Raw genomic sequence first — 17,388 nt, forward strand, 5'->3', positions numbered from 1 at the left:
TCGTATATCGGGGCGGACGAAAGTGCAGTACTTTTCTGCTACTGGTTAGCGCTTTCCGGCTGGCCTGCCAGGAGTTCCGGAACCTGGGCAGGCGGGACAGGGCGGCTGAAGTAATAGCCTTGCGCACTGAGGCAGCCCAAACTTCGTAATATCTCTGCCTGCTCCGCCGTCTCGACGCCTTCCCAGACCGCCTCCAGGCCGCATGCGCGGACGAGTTGCAGGACGGCGGCCACCAGGGCCGGTTGGGTGGGATCGGTGCCCAGGCCGGTGATGAGGGAACGGTCCACCTTCACCCGGTCCACCGGCAGCCGGCGCAAGTAGCTGATGGATGAGTAGCCGGTGCCGAAGTCGTCGATCTCGATCCCCACGCCCAGGCCGCGCAGCCCGCCCAGCGAGTAGCGGTCCAGTTCGTTGCCCTTGACGATCGCTACTTCCGTCAGTTCCAGGACCACCTGTTCCGGCCGGACGAGGGTTTCCTTCAGGACATTCCGTACATCCTCAATGAACTGAAGGCTTTGCAGGTCGGTGGCGGAGATATTGATCCGGACGGAGAAACGGCTGTCCACAAGGGACTCGTCAATCCATTGCCGCAACTGGTGCACCGCCGTGCGAAGCACCCACAGCCCCAGGACGGAGATCAGCCCGGCATCCTCGGCCAGTGGAATGAACTCATCCGGCATGATGAGCCCGCGGGTCGGGTGGTTCCAGCGGACCAGGGCCTCCACGCCTTCGATCCGCCCGGAGCTGAGTTCCACCACCGGCTGGTAGTGCAGCGTCAGGCCGTCGCTCTTGATAGCTGCCCGGAGGTCCTCCACGAGCTGGCTGCGGAGCCTGCGGACCAGCAGGAGGCCGGGTTCGAACCGGTGAAGCTTGTTCTGGCCCTCGGCCTTGGAGGCGTACATGGCGACGTCGGCCTCCATCAGCATGTCCTCGGGGGTCTGCCCGGCTCCACCAACACTCAGCCCGATGCTTGCACCGCAGCGGATACTTCGCCCCGGCAGTTCAATCGGTTCGGTCAACGCCGAAAGGATGCGGTGGCCCACGATGGCTGCCTGGTCTGCGGAGACCGCCGGCATAACGATCGCGAACTCGTCGCCACCGAGGCGTGCCACGACGTCGGTAGTGCGCACTGCGCCGCGGATTCGTTCCCCCACCGTGATCAGGACCTGGTCACCGGCCGTATGGCCCAAGCTGTCGTTGATGGATTTGAAGGCATCGAGGTCCATCAGCAGGATGACTGGGCCTTCTTCGTCGGCAACGTCGTCGTCAATCGCAGCGCGCAGTGCCTCGATGAGCGCCGAGCGGTTTGCCAGGCCGGTCAGCGGGTCCTGCATGGCCATCTTCTGCATTTCCAGGTGGGCCTCGTGCAGCAGTTGCGTGCGCACCTGCACCCGCTGTTCAAGTTCCTCGTAAATGATCTGAAGGTCCTCGGCCAGAAGGTTCGTGCCCATAATGATGGCATCGAGCTCATCGCGGGCTTCGGATACCTCGATCCGGGAGCCGAGGTCTCCCGATGCCAGCCGGACAATGCCTTCCAGCAACTGTGAGAGCCGGGGGTCATTGTCAGCAAACATCAGTCCTCCTTCCCTGCTCAGTTGGCCTGGCTGCGGTCGGTATCCAGCGGAAGGCTGACGGTGACAGTTGTACCCGAGCCCAGGGTGGAAGCGACATCGATGTGGCCACCGTGGCGTGCCACGATGTCCTTGGTGATGGCCAGGCCCAGGCCCGTTCCGGGAATCGCGCCGGACATGGCGTTGGAGGCGCGGTAGAACCGGGTGAAGACGTGGTCGATTTCCTCGCTGGAGATGCCGATGCCGTTATCGGCGACGCTGACGGTGGCCCACCGCGTTCCGTCCGCCGCTGCGTGGGATTCGCTGCCCACCTCGATCCGGCCACCGCTGGGGGTGAACTTGATGGCGTTGGACACCAGGTTGGTGAACACCTGCTGCAGCTGTACCTCATCGGCCAGGATTTCAGGATCTTCAGGGAGCGGGTCGACGGCGATGGTGACGTTTTGCAGCTGGGCCAAAGGACGCAGCGCACCGGCGACAAGGTCCAGGGTCTGCCCCAAGCGCACCGGGGTGAGGTGCATCAGGTTGTCATCGAGGCCGTTGCGGGAAACACTCAGCATGTCTTCGATCAGCGTCCGGAGCCGCTCCGTGTTCCGCACCACGATGTCCAGCATCTGGTGGACCTCGGGGGAGACCGGCTGCTCAGTGCTCTCCTGAATCATGTCCAGGTACGCCATGATGGACGTCAACGGCGTCCTCAGCTCGTGGTTGACGGTGGCAAGGAAGTCTGTTTTCGCCTTGTCGAGCTGTTGAAGCTGCTTAACAACCTGCTGCTGGCTGCTGATGAGGTGGCTTTGGATCAGCCCATGGGCGGCATTGCCCGCCACGTGCTGGATCAGCCCCAGCTCGGCGCGGGACCATTGCCGGGGCTCGTCCAGCATAACGATCCAGATAATGCCCAGCGAGGAGCTTCCTTCTCCCATCGGCACGGCCAGTAACGACGCAGCCGGTGCAAGGCGCGGGCCGCTCGATGCTTCACCCGCTTTTGTATCCTCTTCGGACCCGTCGAAAGATAGCGTTTCAGCAGCCTCCCAGAGCACGTCCGCAGTGTGCCTGGCAGATTCCTGATCCGGAAGAGCTGCTGCTGGAAGCTTCTCCAGTCCAGGCCGTGTCCACGTAGCCTCGATCGGGGAGACCCGCTCGTCCTCAAAAGTAGAGAGCCGGACGTGGTCAGCCTTAAACGTACGGCCGAATCCCTCCACCACGAGGCGGGCAATCTGCTGCGGATCGTTGGTGCCCCGGACGGCAGCGGATACCAGCCTGAGCTGCTCCCGGAGACCTTCGGCTTCCTGCCGGGCCGCTGCCCGCCGGGCCACCTGCCTGATGAGTGCTGTGGCACGATGCACCAGTTCTTTGGGCGGCACAGGTTTAGCTATGCAGTCGTGGATGCCGGGAGGCTGCATGGCTGCGAGCTCGGCGGGGCTGTCCAGGTCCACCATCACAAGGACGGGAGCTTCTGCTTCCACCGCGGACAGCAGCGTATCAACCACGATGACCGACGGTTCGCCTGCGTCGAGCATTGCGGCAAGCCCGCTCGCATCCCCTGCGGTGCGAACCTCGTAGCCGGCATCGCGCAGTGCCTGTGCGTTGACCGCCAGCCTGCCGTCGTCGGGGTCCGCCACAACAGCGGTGCGAGGCACAGTCGAGTCCCACGGCATGTCAGCCGCCACAACGCCCCCCCTTTGATCCCAGTTGAGTACATTGTAGGGCGACGACGGCTGGATGAACCCGCAGAAGGTGTACATCCCGCAAGAGTGACGAAACAACCGGAGCGGGGAGGGGCGGCGCACCGCAATTGGCACCGCTTGGCGGTGTTCCCCACGGGGCACGCCCTATATTTGATGCGTGTCCTCCCCAGCGAAATCAGTGCGCTCTGCCTGGCAGAAGTACCTGATGGTCCCCAAACTCGTCCGGCTGTCCCGTTCCGCGCACAAGGACCGGCCCGCGGCGTGGGACAGGTACTGGGCAGGCATCAAGGTGACCGGTGCAGGGGGCGAGGTCCTCTGGGACTCCGGCAGGGACAATGAGTTCCTGGGCTACAGGGATGTGCTGGTGCGCCACCTGGACCCGAAACTTCCCGTGGTTGACGTGGGATGCGGGCACGGTAGCTTCACGCGTGCCCTGGCCGGCGTCTTCCCTGCGGTGATAGGGGTGGACGTATCCGCCCATGCTGTTGCCCGTGCCCGCACGGAATCCGCGGTGGACGGAAATACCGCGGAACGCGTCCGCTACGAAGTGCGGGACATGACAGCGCCCGGCGCCGCGAGCGGGTTGGGGGACGAAAGCGGAGCCAACGTCTTCATCCGCGGGGTGCTGCATGTGCTTAACCCTGATGACCAGGTAGCACTGGTGGAAAACCTTCGGCTGCTGGCCGGCAGGGACGGCGCCGTGTTCCTTGCCGAGACCAACTTCCAGGGAAACCCTGTGGACTACGTTTCACACTTGGGCGCAACCACCAAGGGCATCCCCGCGCCCCTTGAACGGGCCATCCGCGAACTGCCCATGCCGGGCCATTTCGGCCCTGCTGAACGGGTCCGTGTCCTCCCCGAAGACGCCTGGGAGCTCCTCGAGGACGGGGCGGTGGCCATCGAAACGAACCCCATGACGGACGTGCCCGAACAAAGCCTGATCCCCGGCTATTACGCGGTGCTGCGCCCCCGGCCCTAGCCGAAGCTGCCCGGGCGGAGGTACGATCTGCATCCGCACGGCCCCCTGGCCCCTGCCCCCTTGACACGGGGGCGGAACCGGAGGCTACATAGTAAGTAGACTTACTAGTTATCTCCAGGGGAAGGATAGCCGCCATGGCACAGGACAAAGGCAATAAGGCCCGCGGGGCTGAAGCGGAACGGGACGAAGACGACCTGGGCGCAGGCCCGGATGGCGGGAAGGTTCGTACGGGCCCTGAATCATCCAAGTCCCTGAAGTATTCGCAGGAGGTCACCTCAACGGACGACGAACCGGAGCGCGAGGGCCGGAGCCTGGTCACCACGCACCACGAAGTCATCAGGCAGTGGGCGGAGGAGCGCGAGGGCGTTCCGGCCACAGTGGAGGGCACCGAGCATGGTGACCACCTTGGTGTGTTGCGGATCGACTTTGGCGGCGAAAATGACAAGCTTCGCCACATCAGCTGGGAAGAATGGTTCGAAACCTTTGACTCCCGCCAGCTGAACTTCATTTACCAGGAACAGCGCAGCGACGGCCAGCAATCCAACTTCTTCCGGCTGGAAAATCCCGGCCGGGAAGACGCCTAAGCCGCATCCGTCCAGCCGTACCCCGAAAGAGCAGCACCGGATCACCTCCGGCGCTGTCCCGTCGTCGGCAGGCGTAAACCAACAGGAACAACCATGCGCGAACTTATCCCTTCCGGTTCCCTCCGCGGGATGCTGCTGCCACCAACCTACGGCCGGCACGTCACGGACAACACCGCATTCACCGTCCTCTCCGTCGAAATCTGGGCCACAGGGCTGGTTGTCAACATCCAGCTCGCCTCAGACGGCGAGCCGGAGCCCAACATCGTCCTCCAGGACCACTTCGGGACCGAGTATTCGCTGCGCAGCTCCGCGAATTTGGGCTCCCGGAACCTGCAGGTCTTTACCCCCTCGGTGCCGCCGGGAACAAGGAGCCTGACAGTCAGGTCGGCTGACGACGCCCAGGCCAGGCCTGTTGTTACCTTTGCCGTCCCGCTCATGGCCGTGCAGGATGACACGGCCGACAGGGACGACGACGGCTACCCCTCGCCGCCGGAACTCCGCCGCCCCGCCTGATCACCCCAAAAGGAGCCACCATGCAGGACACCACAGGTTTCAGCCCTGCCACCGCCATCGTCACCGCATCAGATTCCGGAATCGGCAAGGCCACAGCCGTGGCACTCGCCAAAGCGGGTATGGACGTCGGCGTGACCTGGCATTCGGACAAGGCGGGCGCCGAAGCCACCGCCGAAGAAATACGGAGCCTGGGACGCAAAGCCGTGGGCCGGCAGCTGGACACCACAGAGCTCCGGGCTGCGGGCGGCGTCATCGAGGAGCTGGCTGAGGAGCTCGGCGGAGTGGACGTATTCGTCAACAATGCCGGGACCGGAGACGGCACAAAGTTCCTGGACCTTGACGTCGACACCTGGATGCAAACGCTGGACACCAACCTCAACGGCGCGTTCGTGTGCCTTCAGGCGGCCGCCCGGCGCATGGTGCAGGCAGGCAGGGGCGGGCGGCTGATTGCCGTCACCAGTGTGCACGAGTTCCAGCCAAGGGTGGGGTCGTCCGCCTACGACGCGTCCAAGCACGGCCTGGGCGGCCTGATGAAGACGCTCGCCCTGGAACTCGCCGAGCACGGCATTACCGCCAACAGTGTTGCCCCCGGCGAGATAGCCACGCCCATGACGGGCCAGGAGGATGAGGATCCGACGGCGAAGGACAGGCCGGGGGTCCCGCTGGGCAGGCCCGGGGACGCGCGGGAAGTCGCTGCCGTCATCGCCTTCCTCGCTTCGCCGGCCTCGAGCTACGTCACCGGAGCTTCCTGGGCAGTCGACGGCGGGATGCTGCAGATGGGCCCGCAGGGCGGCTCGCACATCACCAGCCACGATTGGCGCGAGGGGTAGGGGCGTCCAGCTAGGCCTCTAAGGAGTGCTTATCCGTATTACGCCAGCGGCAAGCGCTTTCCAGGAGGGGGCTGGCATGATGGAGCCATGCGCATTCTTATTGCTCCGGACAAGTTCAAGGGTTCCCTCACGGCTGCCGAAGCAGCTGCCGCCATCGCCGAGGGCGCGCTACGGGTCTACCCCGACGCCGTCGCCACGCAGTTCCCCATCGCGGACGGTGGCGAGGGCACCCTCGAAGCCGCCGTTGCTGCCGGGTACGAGGAACGGATCAACGCGGTGGTGGGTCCTATCCTCGCCCCCGTGGGCGCTGCCTGGGCCATCCGGAAGGACGACGCCGGCAAGGTCACGGCGGTCATTGAGACGGCCCAGGCTTCCGGCCTGGCCGAGATGGAGCCCACCCCGGCGAACGCGCTTCGGGCCCACAGCTACGGCTGCGGACAGCTGATTGCGGCGGCGTTGGACGCAGGCGCCACCGAAATTGTGCTGGGGCTCGGCGGATCGGCAATGACCGACGGCGGCAGCGGTGCCTTGCGCGCCCTGGGCCTGAAGCCCCTCGACCGGGCCGGAAACGTGGTCCCGCTGGGCGGCGGCTCACTCGCGGACGTGGTGACGCTGGACTCCTCCGAATTGGACCCCCGGCTGGCCGCCACCAGGTTCCGCATCGCCGTCGATGTACGCAATCCCCTCTACGGAACGCTGGGCGCCGCGCACGTCTTCTCCCCGCAGAAGGGCGCGGACGAAGAGTCCGTGGAACTGCTCGACGCCGGACTTCGCAACTGGGCGTCCCTGCTCCGCGAGGCCACGGGCCGGGACGTCAACATCGAGGGGGCGGGCGCTGCCGGCGGCTTCCCGGCGTCCTTCCTTGCCTTTACCGACGCCGCGCTGGAAGGCGGCTTCGCACTTGTGGCGGGACTGACCGGACTGGCGGACCAACTGTCCGGAGCCGACCTGGTGATCACCGGCGAAGGCTCCATGGACGTCCAGTCGCTGACCGGCAAAGCCCCCATTGCGCTCGCGGACGCGGCCAGAGAACGGGGCATCCCGGTCATCGTGGTGGCCGGCAGGATCCTGGTGACTCCCGAAGACCTCGCCGGGCATGGCGTGGTCGCTGCAGCGCAGCTGCTGGATGTCGCGTCAGGCCCGGAGGACGCGGTGGCCAACGCAGCCAAGTACCTGGCCTGGGCAACAAGCCAGGTACTTGAAGGCGCTTAGCCAAGTGTGCGCCGGCACCTGGCGCCTGAACCTAGACGATGGTCTTGTTGCCCCGGCGGCGATTCCAGATGAAGATCACGATCAGCGTCAGCAGGATGACCCCGCCGATCACCCAGGGCGTGTTGTCGGTGCGGGTCGACTCATTCTGGGCCGACTCACCCGTTCCGGGATTGGCCGGGCCGGTGGAGGCGGTATCCCCGGGAGAAGGCGTGGGAGATGCCGCGGACAGCGCAACGGTAGTTCCCGAACCGTCAGCCGCCATTGAGGCGTGGGCGGCGCCGATTGAAAGTGCCGGTGCGGCAAGCAGCAGCAGGGCCAGCAGAGCGGTTCTCAAAAGTGCTTTCATAGGGTTTTCCTGTCGGTTGTCAGCGGCTGGTTGTCCGGCCGCGTGGGGTGGTAACGGGACGCATGGTGTAGCTGGGCGAAAGGGCGGGGTGACGGGTTCTTCCGTGGCAGGTCCGGAGTGTGGGCCCGGGCTGCCCTGTTGCGGGTTCGTAGTTACCTGGCCGCTTCAGCCCGCTTGTTCAGATGGATGGGGACGTAGACCAGCAGGACCACCATCACGGCCAACAGCGCGCCGCCGGCAGTAAGGCCGGCTGAGCGTCCGGCGGCCACGTCAAAGACCAGGGCAGCAGCACCGGCGCTCAGCAGTGCAATTCCGGCAAGGGTGATCTTGGCGATGGTGTCGCCACTGGAGACCAGGGTTTCCTTGAGGCGCTTCCGGAAAAGCCGCCGGTGGACACTCACCGGCAAAAGGATGAGTGCGGTGGTCAGCGCAGCGATCACCACGTTCGTCAGGTAGAGGACAATCTGGAAGTCATCAAGGTCTTCAAACCGCTCCTGGAAGGGCAGTGTCAGCAGGAAGCCGGCCAGGATCTGCACGCCCATCTGCAGCACCCGCATCTCCTGGAGCAGTTCAGCCCAGTTGCGGTCCAGCTGTTCCTCGCGGGTCTCATTCCTGCCCGTCCGGCCTGTGTAATCCTCCACATCCGACATTGTTTCTCCTTCCTGCGCCATCCTGGCCCTGGCTACCTTTCTACTCCCCGGGTACCCAGAAACCGGGATAACGTTGCACCGCCGCCCACATTTGATAAGTTTACTGATTATTCGCACGGAACGGTGGACTTTGCTCCGCCGGCCGGGATAGCTTCGAAGGGCCGGTGCACGGCGGGGCCCTCGGAAACCGACAGAGTGAGTAGGCGGACTATGAGCGACACGGACAAGCAGACAGACCAGCCAAAGGATCCCCGGGGCGGCTACCACGCAGGCCCGTTCCCGGAGCAGGAGCAGAAGCAGCCCGGCCTGACGGCGCCCATGGAGCCGAAACCGGACCACGGCGAACTCAGCTATGAGGGGCACGGGAAGCTGCAGGGCAAGGCGGCACTCATTACGGGCGGGGATTCGGGCATCGGCAAGGCTGCTGCCATCGCCTTCGCCCGTGAGGGTGCCGATGTTGCCATCTCCTACCTTCCCGAAGAGGAGGAGGACGCCCAGGACACCGCGGACTGGATCCGTAAGGCGGGCCAGCGGGTTCTCCTCTTTGCCGGTGACGGCCGTGAAGAGGAATTCAGCACCCGGATCGCCAACGAAACGGCGGCCGAGTTCGGCCGCCTCGATGTGGTGGTGCTCAACGCGGCGTACCAGAAGAACCGCGAGAGCCTGGAGTCACTGCCCACGGAGGAATTCGACCGGGTCTTCAAGACCAACCTGTACTCGCTGCTGTGGACGGCGCGGGCGGCCGTGCCCCACCTGAAGGCCGGTGCCTCGATCATCACCACGGCTTCCATCCAGGCTTTCAACCCTTCGCCGGGGCTCATTGACTACGCGATGACCAAGGCGGCCCAAGTGGCGTTCACCAAAGCACTGGCGCAGGAGCTTGGCCCCAAGGGAATCCGCGTTAACGCCGTGGCTCCCGGACCAATCTGGACCCCGCTGATTCCGGCTACTGAGTGGCCGGAAAAGCTCCCCAAGTTCGGCCAGGACACACCGCTGGAACGGGCGGGCCAGCCGGCCGAGCTTGCCGCGGCCTACGTCCTGCTGGCCTCGGAAGACGGGTCCTACATTTCGGGGGCCGTACTCCCGGTCACCGGCGGTAAGGGGCTCTGAGCAGCCACCCCCGCAGTTCACAGCTTCATCCAACGCACAACAGGAGGAACCATGACGCAGGAAAACCAGCACGCCCAGCCGGAAACGGACCCGGGCGGATACGGCACTCCCACCGCTGAGCAGGAACTGGGCGGGGCACAGGCCTCCGCGGGTGGCTCGGACACCGGCAGTACAGGTGAGACGGGCAGTGTAGGCACGAACGAGCCGCAGTCCGGTACCAGCGAGGACCCCGTGCCGCGCGACGTGGACCTTCCCTCCGGTGAGGCGGAACTGGATGAAGGTAACGACGACTCCCAGGGGTCTGCCCCGGTGTCCTCGGAACCCGGGCAGGAAGCCGCCGGGATTCCGGACGGCAGCGGCAACGACTTGCCGAAGGAGAAATCACCCAACGACGACGGCGGCGAAAGCTTCGACGCCGGGTAATCGCCTTGGGTGCCCGTCCGAGGGCGGTGCGCCCACCCGCTGAAGGCCTCCGCCCCTGCCCCGGGATGGCAGCGGGTGGAGGCCTTCGCCGTGCCCGGGCATACATTTCCGTGATCTGGGTACAGGACCAGCGAACCCCATGCACTATCAATGCCGAGGCAGGCGCCAGGAGGAAAGGCTGTGAGCAGGAGATCATCAGAACAGTGGGCACGGCGTGTTGAGGCGCCGGACAGTGTGGCAGTTGACGTGCTCGTTCCCACCTGCAACCGCCCGGCAGAACTGGCCGTGACCCTGGCCGGCCTGGCAGGGCAGGCTGACCCTGCATTCCGCGTGGTGGTGAGCGACCAATCTACTGATACTCCTGGGTGGGAACATCCTGCAGCCGCGGCGATGGTGCGGGTCCTCGAAGCCCAAGGCCGCCCGGTCACGCTGCTCCGCCACCTGCCACGGCGGGGATTGGCAGAGCACCGCCAGTACCTGCTGGATCAGTCGACGGCGGAGAAGTGCCTTTTCCTTGATGATGACATCTGGCTGGAACCGGGTGCCCTTGAGCGGCTCAGCCGGGCACTGGACGAGCTGGAGTGCGGTTTTGTCGGGATGGCTCCCCAGGGCCTGTCCTACCTCGATGACAGGCGGCCGGAGCAAACGGCCGGCTTTGAAGCCTGGGATGGCCCCGTGACGGCGGAGCGCATCCGGCCCGGGGACCCCGGCTTTGATCGCTGGCCGCTTCATAGCGCCGCCAACCTCAGCCATCTCAGCGCTGACCTTTCCCTGGAACCGGGAGAGTGGGTGCCCTACCGCGTTGCCTGGCTCGGGGGATGCGTGCTCTACCGGCGGGAAGCCCTGAACACCGCAGGCGGCTTTGCCTTCTGGACCAGCCTTCCCGTTGACCACGCGGGGGAGGACGTCGTGGCCCAATGGCAGGTCATGGAAAGGTATGGCGCCGCTGGCATCCTGCCCTCCGGAGCCGTCCATCTGGAGTCCCCCACCACCGTGACGGACCGCCGGGTGGAGGCGTACGACGTCGTTCTCAGCGCACATTCACAGGCGTATTCGGGACATACCGCAGCCGCAGACTAGGCAGCCAAACGCGCTGCCCCTCCCGCCCGCACGGTGGGCGACGTATTCTTTAAAAATCGAGGTTTTGCAGTAGGCCGACGCGCTCAACAAAGGCGTGGGAACATGGCCGCTGAACCCACAGGGCAGGTTGGCTGGGGACCGCTTCACATGTCCCCGGAGCCGGTTTTCGACAGTAAGGACGTCGAGACCTACCTCTGGGAAGTTACCCATGATTTCATGGCGGACATCAAGGGCGAAGGCCGCGGTATCGTCTGGGCAGCCACCCTCTTCCGCCTGGGAAAAGGGCACACCATTGCTGCCAGTGCGGAGCAAGCACGCGAAGCGGACCGGGAACAGTGTTCCTTCGCTGACGGGCCAGTCATCGAGGCTTTGCGGACCGGCGAGTTCGTGCTGCTGTCCGACGTCAGCCGCGACCGGCGCTGGCCCGGATACGCCAGCGCGGCCGCAAGCCATGGCGTCCAGTCGCTCCTGTCAGTCCCCATCGTGGCCGAGGGCGGGACGAGCGCAGCCATCAACCTATACGCGTCCTCACCCCATGCCTTTACCAGTGATGACCTTCTCCGAATCCGGAGCTACGTTCAGCAGGTTGCCCGCGCGCTGCGCGTGGTAGTCCGGGTGGCGGAGCGCGCGGAAATGACGGCGGGCCTCGCCGTCGCCCAAAGCTCCCTGGTCCTGGTGGACCTGGCGGTGCGCAGCCTCATGGACGAGTACGGACTCTCGCGCGAGGGCGCCCTGCGGTTCCTGCAGAGGGAGGCGTCGCACCACGAGCTGGGTCTGCGTGATGCAGCACTGACCATCGTTGCGCCGGTCTCCGGCAGGGATCCTTCCGGGCCGCGGAGGGAGGCCTTCGAAGACGTCGAGGACTTCCGCCTGGTGGCGCCGGCGGAGCTGGACCAGCCGCTTGAAGCAGTCGCGGCACCGGAAATGGATCCATCCCCAAGGGCGAGAGGACGGCGGCCATGACCACCCACCAGCAGGAGATGTGGCCAGGGGTACCCCCGGCAACGCGGCACCCCTGGCACCGCTTCGTAGCCCTCGGCGACTCCTACACGGAAGGTGTGGGTGACCCCGAGCCCCTCAGCATCGGTGGGCTCCGCGGCTGGGCTGACCGGGCGGCGGAGGAACTCAGCACCGGCCAGCGTGATTTCGCCTATGCCAATCTTGCCGTGCGCGGGCTGGTGCTCCAGGAAATCCTGGACCGGCAGCTGGAGCCCGCCCTGGCCCTCAAACCGGACCTGGTAGGAATGTCCGGCGGCGGAAACGATGTTCTTTTCCACCGGGGCGATCCCGACAAGCTGGCCGAGAAAATGGACCAGGCGGTGGGCTTGCTGGCCGAAACCGGCGCCACGGTCCTGCTTTTCGCCGGACCGGACTGGGGAAGCACACCGGTGTTCAGCCAGATCCGGGGAAGGCTGGCCATTTACAACGAACACCTCCACACGATCGGGCTGCGCCACCACGCCGTGATGGTTGACCTGTGGTGCCTGCCGGGGCTCCACGACGCCCGGATGTGGGACAGGGACCGGCTTCACCTTTCGCCGCTGGGGCACCAGGCCGTCGCCATTGCCACCCTGGACGCGCTGGGAGTACCGCATTCGCTCAAGGCCCTGCAACCGCGGCCGGTTCCATCCCATGGCTGGACGCAAGCCAGGGCGGAAGACCTGATCTGGGCCAGGCAATACCTGTTACCGTGGGTCCTGCGGCGGCTCCGGCCCCGGCCTGAGTCCCTGGCCGCCAAGAGGCCGCAGGCCGGCCCGGTCTTCGGCGTCGGCCTCCCTGGTCCGTTCCCTCCCGGCTACCCCGCCTCCTTGGCGATGGACAGCCTGGAGGACGCTGCGGTGACCGCGATCGGTGGCGGGACCGCGGGCACGGCATTGCTGGAGGACGGGGCGGAGCGGGAGGACGTAGACGAATCCGGGGAAGTCGCCTAGCGCGTTGGCCTAACGCTTCTTCGGTGCCCGCTTGGCGGCCGAGTTCATCGCGGCCTTGGCCGCCGGCGGCAGGCCTGCCTGCTCAATCTCCGGCTCGGCTACAGTGCCCCGGGCCTTCGCGATGGCCTTCATGCCGTGGTAGATCACAAGGGCAGCGGCCGAGCCCAGCGCGATGCCGGTGAACGTGAGGTCGCCGATGGTCCATGTGTAGTCCGCGATGCCGATGATCAAGGCAACGGCGGCAGTAGTGAGGTTTACCGGGTTGGAGAAGTTCACCTTGTTCTGCACCCAGATCTTCACGCCCAGGACCCCGATCATGCCGTACAGCATGGTGGCGGCGCCGCCCAGTACTCCCGGCGGAACAGTGGCAATGAGCTCCCCGAACTTTGGGGAGAAGCTCAGCAGGATGGCGAAGACGCCTGCCACCCAGTAGGCCGCCGTCGAATAGACCTTGGTGGCGGCCATAACGCCGATGTTCTCGGCATAGGTGGTGGTTCCGGAACCCCCGCCGAGGCCGGCCAGGACGGTGGCTGCGCCGTCAGCCATGAGCGCACGCCCGGAGACGCCGTCGAGGTTCTGGCCCGTCATGGCTGCCACGGACTTCACATGGCCGATGTTCTCGGCCACCAGCACCAGCACGACGGGCACGAACAGGCCGAGGACGCCCACATGGAACTCCGGGGTCTGGAACTGCGGCAAACCCACCCATGCGGCTGCCTCCATCTTGTCGTAGCTGACCTCGCCCCGGAGCATGGCCACGAGGTAGCCCACCACCACGCCCACGAGGATGCTGAGGCGGCCCAGGATGCCGCGGAACAGGACGCTGACCAGGATGATGGTGGCCAGCGTGACGACGGCGGTGACGGGGGCGGCGTCGAAGTTCTGTTTGGCGGCGGGTGCCAGGTTCAGGCCGATGAGCGCCACGATGGCGCCGGTGACGATCGGAGGCATGAGCCGGTTGATCCAGCCCGCGCCGAACTTCTGCACAATGGCTCCCACGGTGGCCAGCGCCGCGCCGGCCAGGACCACCCCACCCAGGGCACCGGGCACGCCGAACTGCTGCTGCGAGGCCGTGATGGGGGCGATGAAGGCGAAGCTTGAGCCGAGGTAGCTGGGCACCCGGCCCTTCGTGATCACCAGGAACAGCAGCGTGCCGATGCCCGAGAAGAACAAAGTGGTGGCCGGGGGCATCCCGGTGATGATGGGCACCAGGAAGGTGGCGCCGAACATCGCCACCACGTGCTGCATGCCCACGCCGATGGTCAACGGCCAGGCCAGTCGCTCGTCCGGGGCCACCACATGGCCCGGCTTGATGGACTTGCCGGTGCCATGCAGCTTCCATTTGATTCCGAGCATGCTCATGGTGGGGGCCTTTCAAGGGGGTGCCGGGGGCGAGGATCGCAACTGGCTCCAGAATACCGCCCGCCTTTTATACCGGTCAGCTGTGCCCAACGTCACCTGCCGTCACGGGAAGAGGACCTGGCTACTTGAAGTTGCAACTATGGAAAGCAACAAGGCCACCCCAGCAGCGGGGAGGCGCAGCGAAAGGTAAGCCAATGACCATTGCCCACGAAGAAGCAGTCATCGATTCGGCCGCCGTCGACGCCATTTTCGCCCAGGCCCGCACAGCCAACTCCTTCACCGGAGAGGTAACCGACGAGCAGGCCCAGGCGATCTACGAACTCACCAAGTTTGGCCCCACAGCCTTCAACTCCCAGCCCTTGCGCGTCACGTACGTCCGCTCGGACGAGGCCCGCGCCAAGCTGGTGGACGCCCTGATGCCCGGCAACCGCGCCAAGACGGCTTCCGCCCCGCTGGTTGCCATCCTCAGCTACGACACAGACTGGGCTGGGCAGTGGGACAACTTCCTCCCCGGCTACAACGCTCCGAAGGCCATGTATGACGCCAACCCGGAATTGGCTGCCGCCACAGGCAACAACAACGCCCACCTGCAGGCCGGCTACTTCATCCTGGCCGTCCGCTCCCTCGGCTTCGCGGCGGGCCCCATGACCGGTGCCGACTTTGGTGCCATCGACGCTGCTTTCTTCCCCGCGGGTGACCAGAAGAGCTTCTTGGTGGTCAACATTGGCCAGCCCGCCGAGGACGCCTGGGGCGAAGCCAAGCCCAAGTTCGCCTACGAGGACGTTGTCCGCACCGTCTAATCCCCCGGGACGCTCTCTCACCTAACGCGTCTTTTCGGCCATCGCTCTCTCACTTCCCTAAGGAAAGTGAGAGAGCGTTGGTGTTTAAGGCGCATTATCTGAGAGAGCGTCTGAGGGGGGCGGAGCGGTGAGGTGCGGTGGCAGACTGGGCTGATGCGGAACCTTATCCTGGTTGCCTTCGTCGAACCCGTGGCGGACGGGCTGGTTTTCGCGCGGACGCACTGGCCCCTGCACATCACGCTTGTGAGGTTCGACGTCGGCACTGATCGCTCGGCCGAACAGATGGCAGCCCTCGCCGCGCCGTACGCCGGTGCAGCCTTGGGCGCCACCCTTACGGTGGGGGAGGACGCCGGTTTCGGCCGGAACGGTTCTGTGCCCGTCAGCCTCATCCAACCTCAACCGGACCTGCAGGCCCTGCATGAGCAGCTGGTCACCGCCGCCGAGAGCCTTGGCGGCAAGATCCTCACACCGGCCCACACCATGTCGGGTTACCGGCCGCACGTCTCACACCACGGCACCAAGCGCCTGAACCCGGGCGACGCCGTCGTGCTTGACCGGATCGCCTTGGTGGACATGGCGCCGGACGGTGACCGCACCGTCCGGCGCGTCCTGCGGCTGTGGAGCCTGGACGAAGCGCCCGGCTAGGCGATGACGCCGTCCACCAGGGCCTTGGCTTCCGCCTGCACCTGCTTGAGGTGATCCTCGCCCTTGAAGGACTCGGCGTAGATCTTGTACACGTCCTCGGTGCCGGACGGGCGGGCGGCGAACCAGGCATTTTCCGTGACCACCTTGAGCCCGCCGATGGAGGCACCGTTGCCGGGCGCTTCCGTAAGCTTCGCGATGATCGGCTCGCCGGCCAGCTCAGTCGCCGTCACGTCCGACGGCGACAGCTTCCCGAGTGCCGACTTCTGCTCCCGCGTGGCTGCTGCATCAATGCGGGCGTAAACGGGCGCGCCGAACTGGTCCGTCAGGCCCTTGTAGAGCTGGGACGGGGACTTGCCCGTAACGGCGGTGATCTCCGAGGCCAGCAGGGCCAGCAGGATGCCGTCCTTGTCCGTGGTCCAGACGCTGCCGTCCTTTTTGTTGAAGGACGCACCGGCCGACTCCTCGCCGCCGAATGCGCCGTCACCGGAGAGCAGTCCCGGCACAAACCACTTGAAGCCGACCGGCACCTCTACGAGCTTGCGGCCCAGGCTTTCTGCCACGCGGTCGATGATCGAGGAAGACACCAGGGTCTTGCCCACCACTGACTCCGGGTTCCAGCCGCTGCGGTTGCGGTACAGGTAGTCGATGGCAACGGCGAGGTAGTGGTTGGGGTTCATCAGCCCGCCGTCCAAGGTGACGATGCCGTGGCGGTCCGCGTCGGCGTCGTTGCCGGTGGCAATGTCGAAGGCCGACTGGCCGGACGATGAAGCGTCTGACATCCGCTTGATCAGCGAGGCCATGGCGGCGGGGGAGGAGCAGTCCATGCGGATCTTCTCGTCCCAGTCCAGCGTCATAAAGGCCCACTGCGGATCCACGCTCGGGTTCACCACGGTGAGGTTCAGGTGGTGGCGCTCACCGATCTCGCTCCAGTAGTCCACCGCGGCGCCGCCCATGGGGTCCGCACCGATCCGGACGCCGGCGTCGCGGATGGCGTCCAGGTTCAGCACGGAGGGGAGATCATCCACGTAGCTGCTGAGGAAGTCGAACTTGCCTGTGGTGTCAGCCGCAAGCGCGTCGGCCAGCGGGATGCGCTTGACGCCGCGGAGGCCGTTCTCCAGCAGTTCGTTGGCGCGGTTCGCGATCCAGCCCGTGGCATCAGAATCGGCCGGGCCGCCATGCGGCGGGTTGTACTTGAATCCGCCGTCGGCCGGGGGGTTGTGGCTGGGGGTGACCACAATGCCGTCAGCCTGCGGCGCTCCGGCGCCGGCGTTTCTGTTGTACGTGAGGATGGCGTGGCTCAGCGCCGGCGTGGGGGTGTAGCCATGACGGGCGTCGATGAGGACCTGGACGCCGTTGGCGGCCAACACCTCGAGCGCGGAGTTCTGCGCCGGCTCACTCAGGGCGTGGGTGTCCTTCGCCAGGAACAGCGGGCCTGTGATGCCCTGCCCGGCCCGGTATTCCACGATGGCCTGGGTGATGGCGACGATGTGCTTCTCGTTGAATGACGCCTTGAGGCTGGAACCTCGGTGCCCGGAGGTGCCGAACGCCACGCGCTGGCCGGGGTCACCCAGATCCGGCGTGATGTCGTAATACGCGTCGAGAAGCGCAGTGATGTCAACAAGGTCCTGGGGTTGGGCAACTGTACCCGCGCGGCTAGCCATGGC

18 protein-coding genes are annotated in these 17,388 nt (G+C 65.8%); 12 read left to right on the forward strand and 6 right to left on the reverse strand.

The window, feature by feature from the left end; all coding sequences use genetic code 11:
- Nucleotides 1-38: 38 nt before the first annotated feature.
- Entirely contained in the window at nt 39-1,574 is a 1,536-nt protein-coding gene (locus tag AC5RUQ_RS03110) for a putative bifunctional diguanylate cyclase/phosphodiesterase (protein WP_493945939.1), read from the reverse strand.
- 17 nt (nt 1,575-1,591) lie between these two features.
- Nucleotides 1,592-3,229 carry an ATP-binding protein gene (locus tag AC5RUQ_RS03115; RefSeq protein WP_493946386.1) on the reverse strand — a complete coding sequence of 546 codons (1,638 nt, stop codon included), beginning with the start codon at nt 3,227-3,229 and terminating at the stop codon, nt 1,592-1,594.
- Nucleotides 3,230-3,464: 235 nt separating this feature from the next.
- Here AC5RUQ_RS03115 and AC5RUQ_RS03120 point away from each other — a divergent pair, with 235 nt between their 5' ends.
- The 5 genes from AC5RUQ_RS03120 to AC5RUQ_RS03140 all read left to right on the forward strand — a co-directional run bounded on the left by AC5RUQ_RS03120 (nt 3,465) and on the right by AC5RUQ_RS03140 (nt 7,377).
- Complete coding sequence (locus AC5RUQ_RS03120; protein ID WP_493946387.1) at nt 3,465-4,238, forward strand: class I SAM-dependent methyltransferase; 774 nt, start codon at nt 3,465-3,467, stop codon at nt 4,236-4,238.
- Between the two features lie 134 nt (nt 4,239-4,372).
- Entirely contained in the window at nt 4,373-4,822 is a 450-nt protein-coding gene (locus tag AC5RUQ_RS03125) for a Rho termination factor N-terminal domain-containing protein (RefSeq protein ID WP_493945940.1), read from the forward strand.
- A 93-nt stretch (nt 4,823-4,915) separates the two neighbouring features.
- A complete protein-coding gene (locus AC5RUQ_RS03130) occupies nt 4,916-5,335 on the forward strand; it encodes a hypothetical protein (RefSeq protein WP_493945941.1) in 420 nt (139 codons plus the stop codon).
- Nucleotides 5,336-5,355: 20 nt separating this feature from the next.
- On the forward strand, nt 5,356-6,165 hold the full coding sequence (locus AC5RUQ_RS03135; protein WP_493945942.1) for an SDR family oxidoreductase: 810 nt from the start codon (nt 5,356-5,358) through the stop codon (nt 6,163-6,165).
- An 87-nt stretch (nt 6,166-6,252) separates the two neighbouring features.
- Nucleotides 6,253-7,377: a glycerate kinase gene (locus tag AC5RUQ_RS03140; RefSeq protein ID WP_493945943.1), complete on the forward strand. Its 1,125-nt coding sequence runs from the start codon at nt 6,253-6,255 to the stop codon at nt 7,375-7,377.
- A 31-nt stretch (nt 7,378-7,408) separates the two neighbouring features.
- On the opposite strand, the gene AC5RUQ_RS03145 is transcribed toward AC5RUQ_RS03140, so the two are convergent.
- Nucleotides 7,409-7,723 (reverse strand): LuxR family transcriptional regulator, encoded by a 315-nt coding sequence (locus tag AC5RUQ_RS03145; RefSeq protein WP_493945944.1) that lies wholly within the window; start codon nt 7,721-7,723, stop codon nt 7,409-7,411.
- 152 nt (nt 7,724-7,875) lie between these two features.
- Nucleotides 7,876-8,373 (reverse strand): DUF6328 family protein, encoded by a 498-nt coding sequence (locus AC5RUQ_RS03150; protein WP_493945945.1) that lies wholly within the window; start codon nt 8,371-8,373, stop codon nt 7,876-7,878.
- A 210-nt stretch (nt 8,374-8,583) separates the two neighbouring features.
- Here AC5RUQ_RS03150 and AC5RUQ_RS03155 point away from each other — a divergent pair, with 210 nt between their 5' ends.
- The 5 genes from AC5RUQ_RS03155 (at nt 8,584) to AC5RUQ_RS03175 (ending at nt 12,917) form a co-directional block, all read left to right on the forward strand.
- On the forward strand, nt 8,584-9,483 hold the full coding sequence (locus tag AC5RUQ_RS03155) for an SDR family oxidoreductase (RefSeq protein ID WP_163161211.1): 900 nt from the start codon (nt 8,584-8,586) through the stop codon (nt 9,481-9,483).
- A 51-nt stretch (nt 9,484-9,534) separates the two neighbouring features.
- Nucleotides 9,535-9,906: a hypothetical protein gene (locus AC5RUQ_RS03160; protein WP_493945946.1), complete on the forward strand. Its 372-nt coding sequence runs from the start codon at nt 9,535-9,537 to the stop codon at nt 9,904-9,906.
- A 180-nt stretch (nt 9,907-10,086) separates the two neighbouring features.
- Nucleotides 10,087-10,986: a glycosyltransferase family 2 protein gene (locus AC5RUQ_RS03165; protein WP_493945947.1), complete on the forward strand. Its 900-nt coding sequence runs from the start codon at nt 10,087-10,089 to the stop codon at nt 10,984-10,986.
- Between the two features lie 102 nt (nt 10,987-11,088).
- Nucleotides 11,089-11,949, forward strand: coding sequence for a GAF domain-containing protein (locus AC5RUQ_RS03170; RefSeq protein ID WP_493945948.1), 861 nt, complete (start codon nt 11,089-11,091; stop codon nt 11,947-11,949).
- Nucleotides 11,946-12,917, forward strand: coding sequence for an SGNH/GDSL hydrolase family protein (locus AC5RUQ_RS03175; protein WP_493945949.1), 972 nt, complete (start codon nt 11,946-11,948; stop codon nt 12,915-12,917). Before AC5RUQ_RS03170 ends, AC5RUQ_RS03175 begins: the two co-directional genes overlap by 4 nt.
- 9 nt (nt 12,918-12,926) lie before the next feature.
- Here the strand turns inward: AC5RUQ_RS03175 and AC5RUQ_RS03180 are convergent, their stop codons facing one another.
- Nucleotides 12,927-14,279, reverse strand: coding sequence for a uracil-xanthine permease family protein (locus AC5RUQ_RS03180; RefSeq protein ID WP_493945950.1), 1,353 nt, complete (start codon nt 14,277-14,279; stop codon nt 12,927-12,929).
- Between the two features lie 194 nt (nt 14,280-14,473).
- Between AC5RUQ_RS03180 and AC5RUQ_RS03185 the strand changes: the two genes are divergently transcribed.
- Together AC5RUQ_RS03185 and AC5RUQ_RS03190 are read left to right on the forward strand one after the other, a co-directional pair.
- On the forward strand, nt 14,474-15,079 hold the full coding sequence (locus AC5RUQ_RS03185) for a malonic semialdehyde reductase (protein ID WP_493945951.1): 606 nt from the start codon (nt 14,474-14,476) through the stop codon (nt 15,077-15,079).
- A gap of 153 nt (nt 15,080-15,232) precedes the next feature.
- Nucleotides 15,233-15,724, forward strand: a complete 492-nt coding sequence (locus AC5RUQ_RS03190; protein ID WP_493945952.1) for a 2'-5' RNA ligase family protein — start codon at nt 15,233-15,235, stop codon at nt 15,722-15,724.
- Here AC5RUQ_RS03190 and pgm read toward each other — a convergent pair.
- Complete coding sequence (gene pgm / locus AC5RUQ_RS03195) at nt 15,721-17,385, reverse strand: phosphoglucomutase (alpha-D-glucose-1,6-bisphosphate-dependent) (protein WP_493945953.1); 1,665 nt, start codon at nt 17,383-17,385, stop codon at nt 15,721-15,723. The two genes, AC5RUQ_RS03190 and pgm, sit on opposite strands and share 4 nt — an antisense overlap.
- Nucleotides 17,386-17,388: the final 3 nt, after the last annotated feature.

This window comes from Arthrobacter sp. MDT2-3 (genome assembly GCF_059090465.1).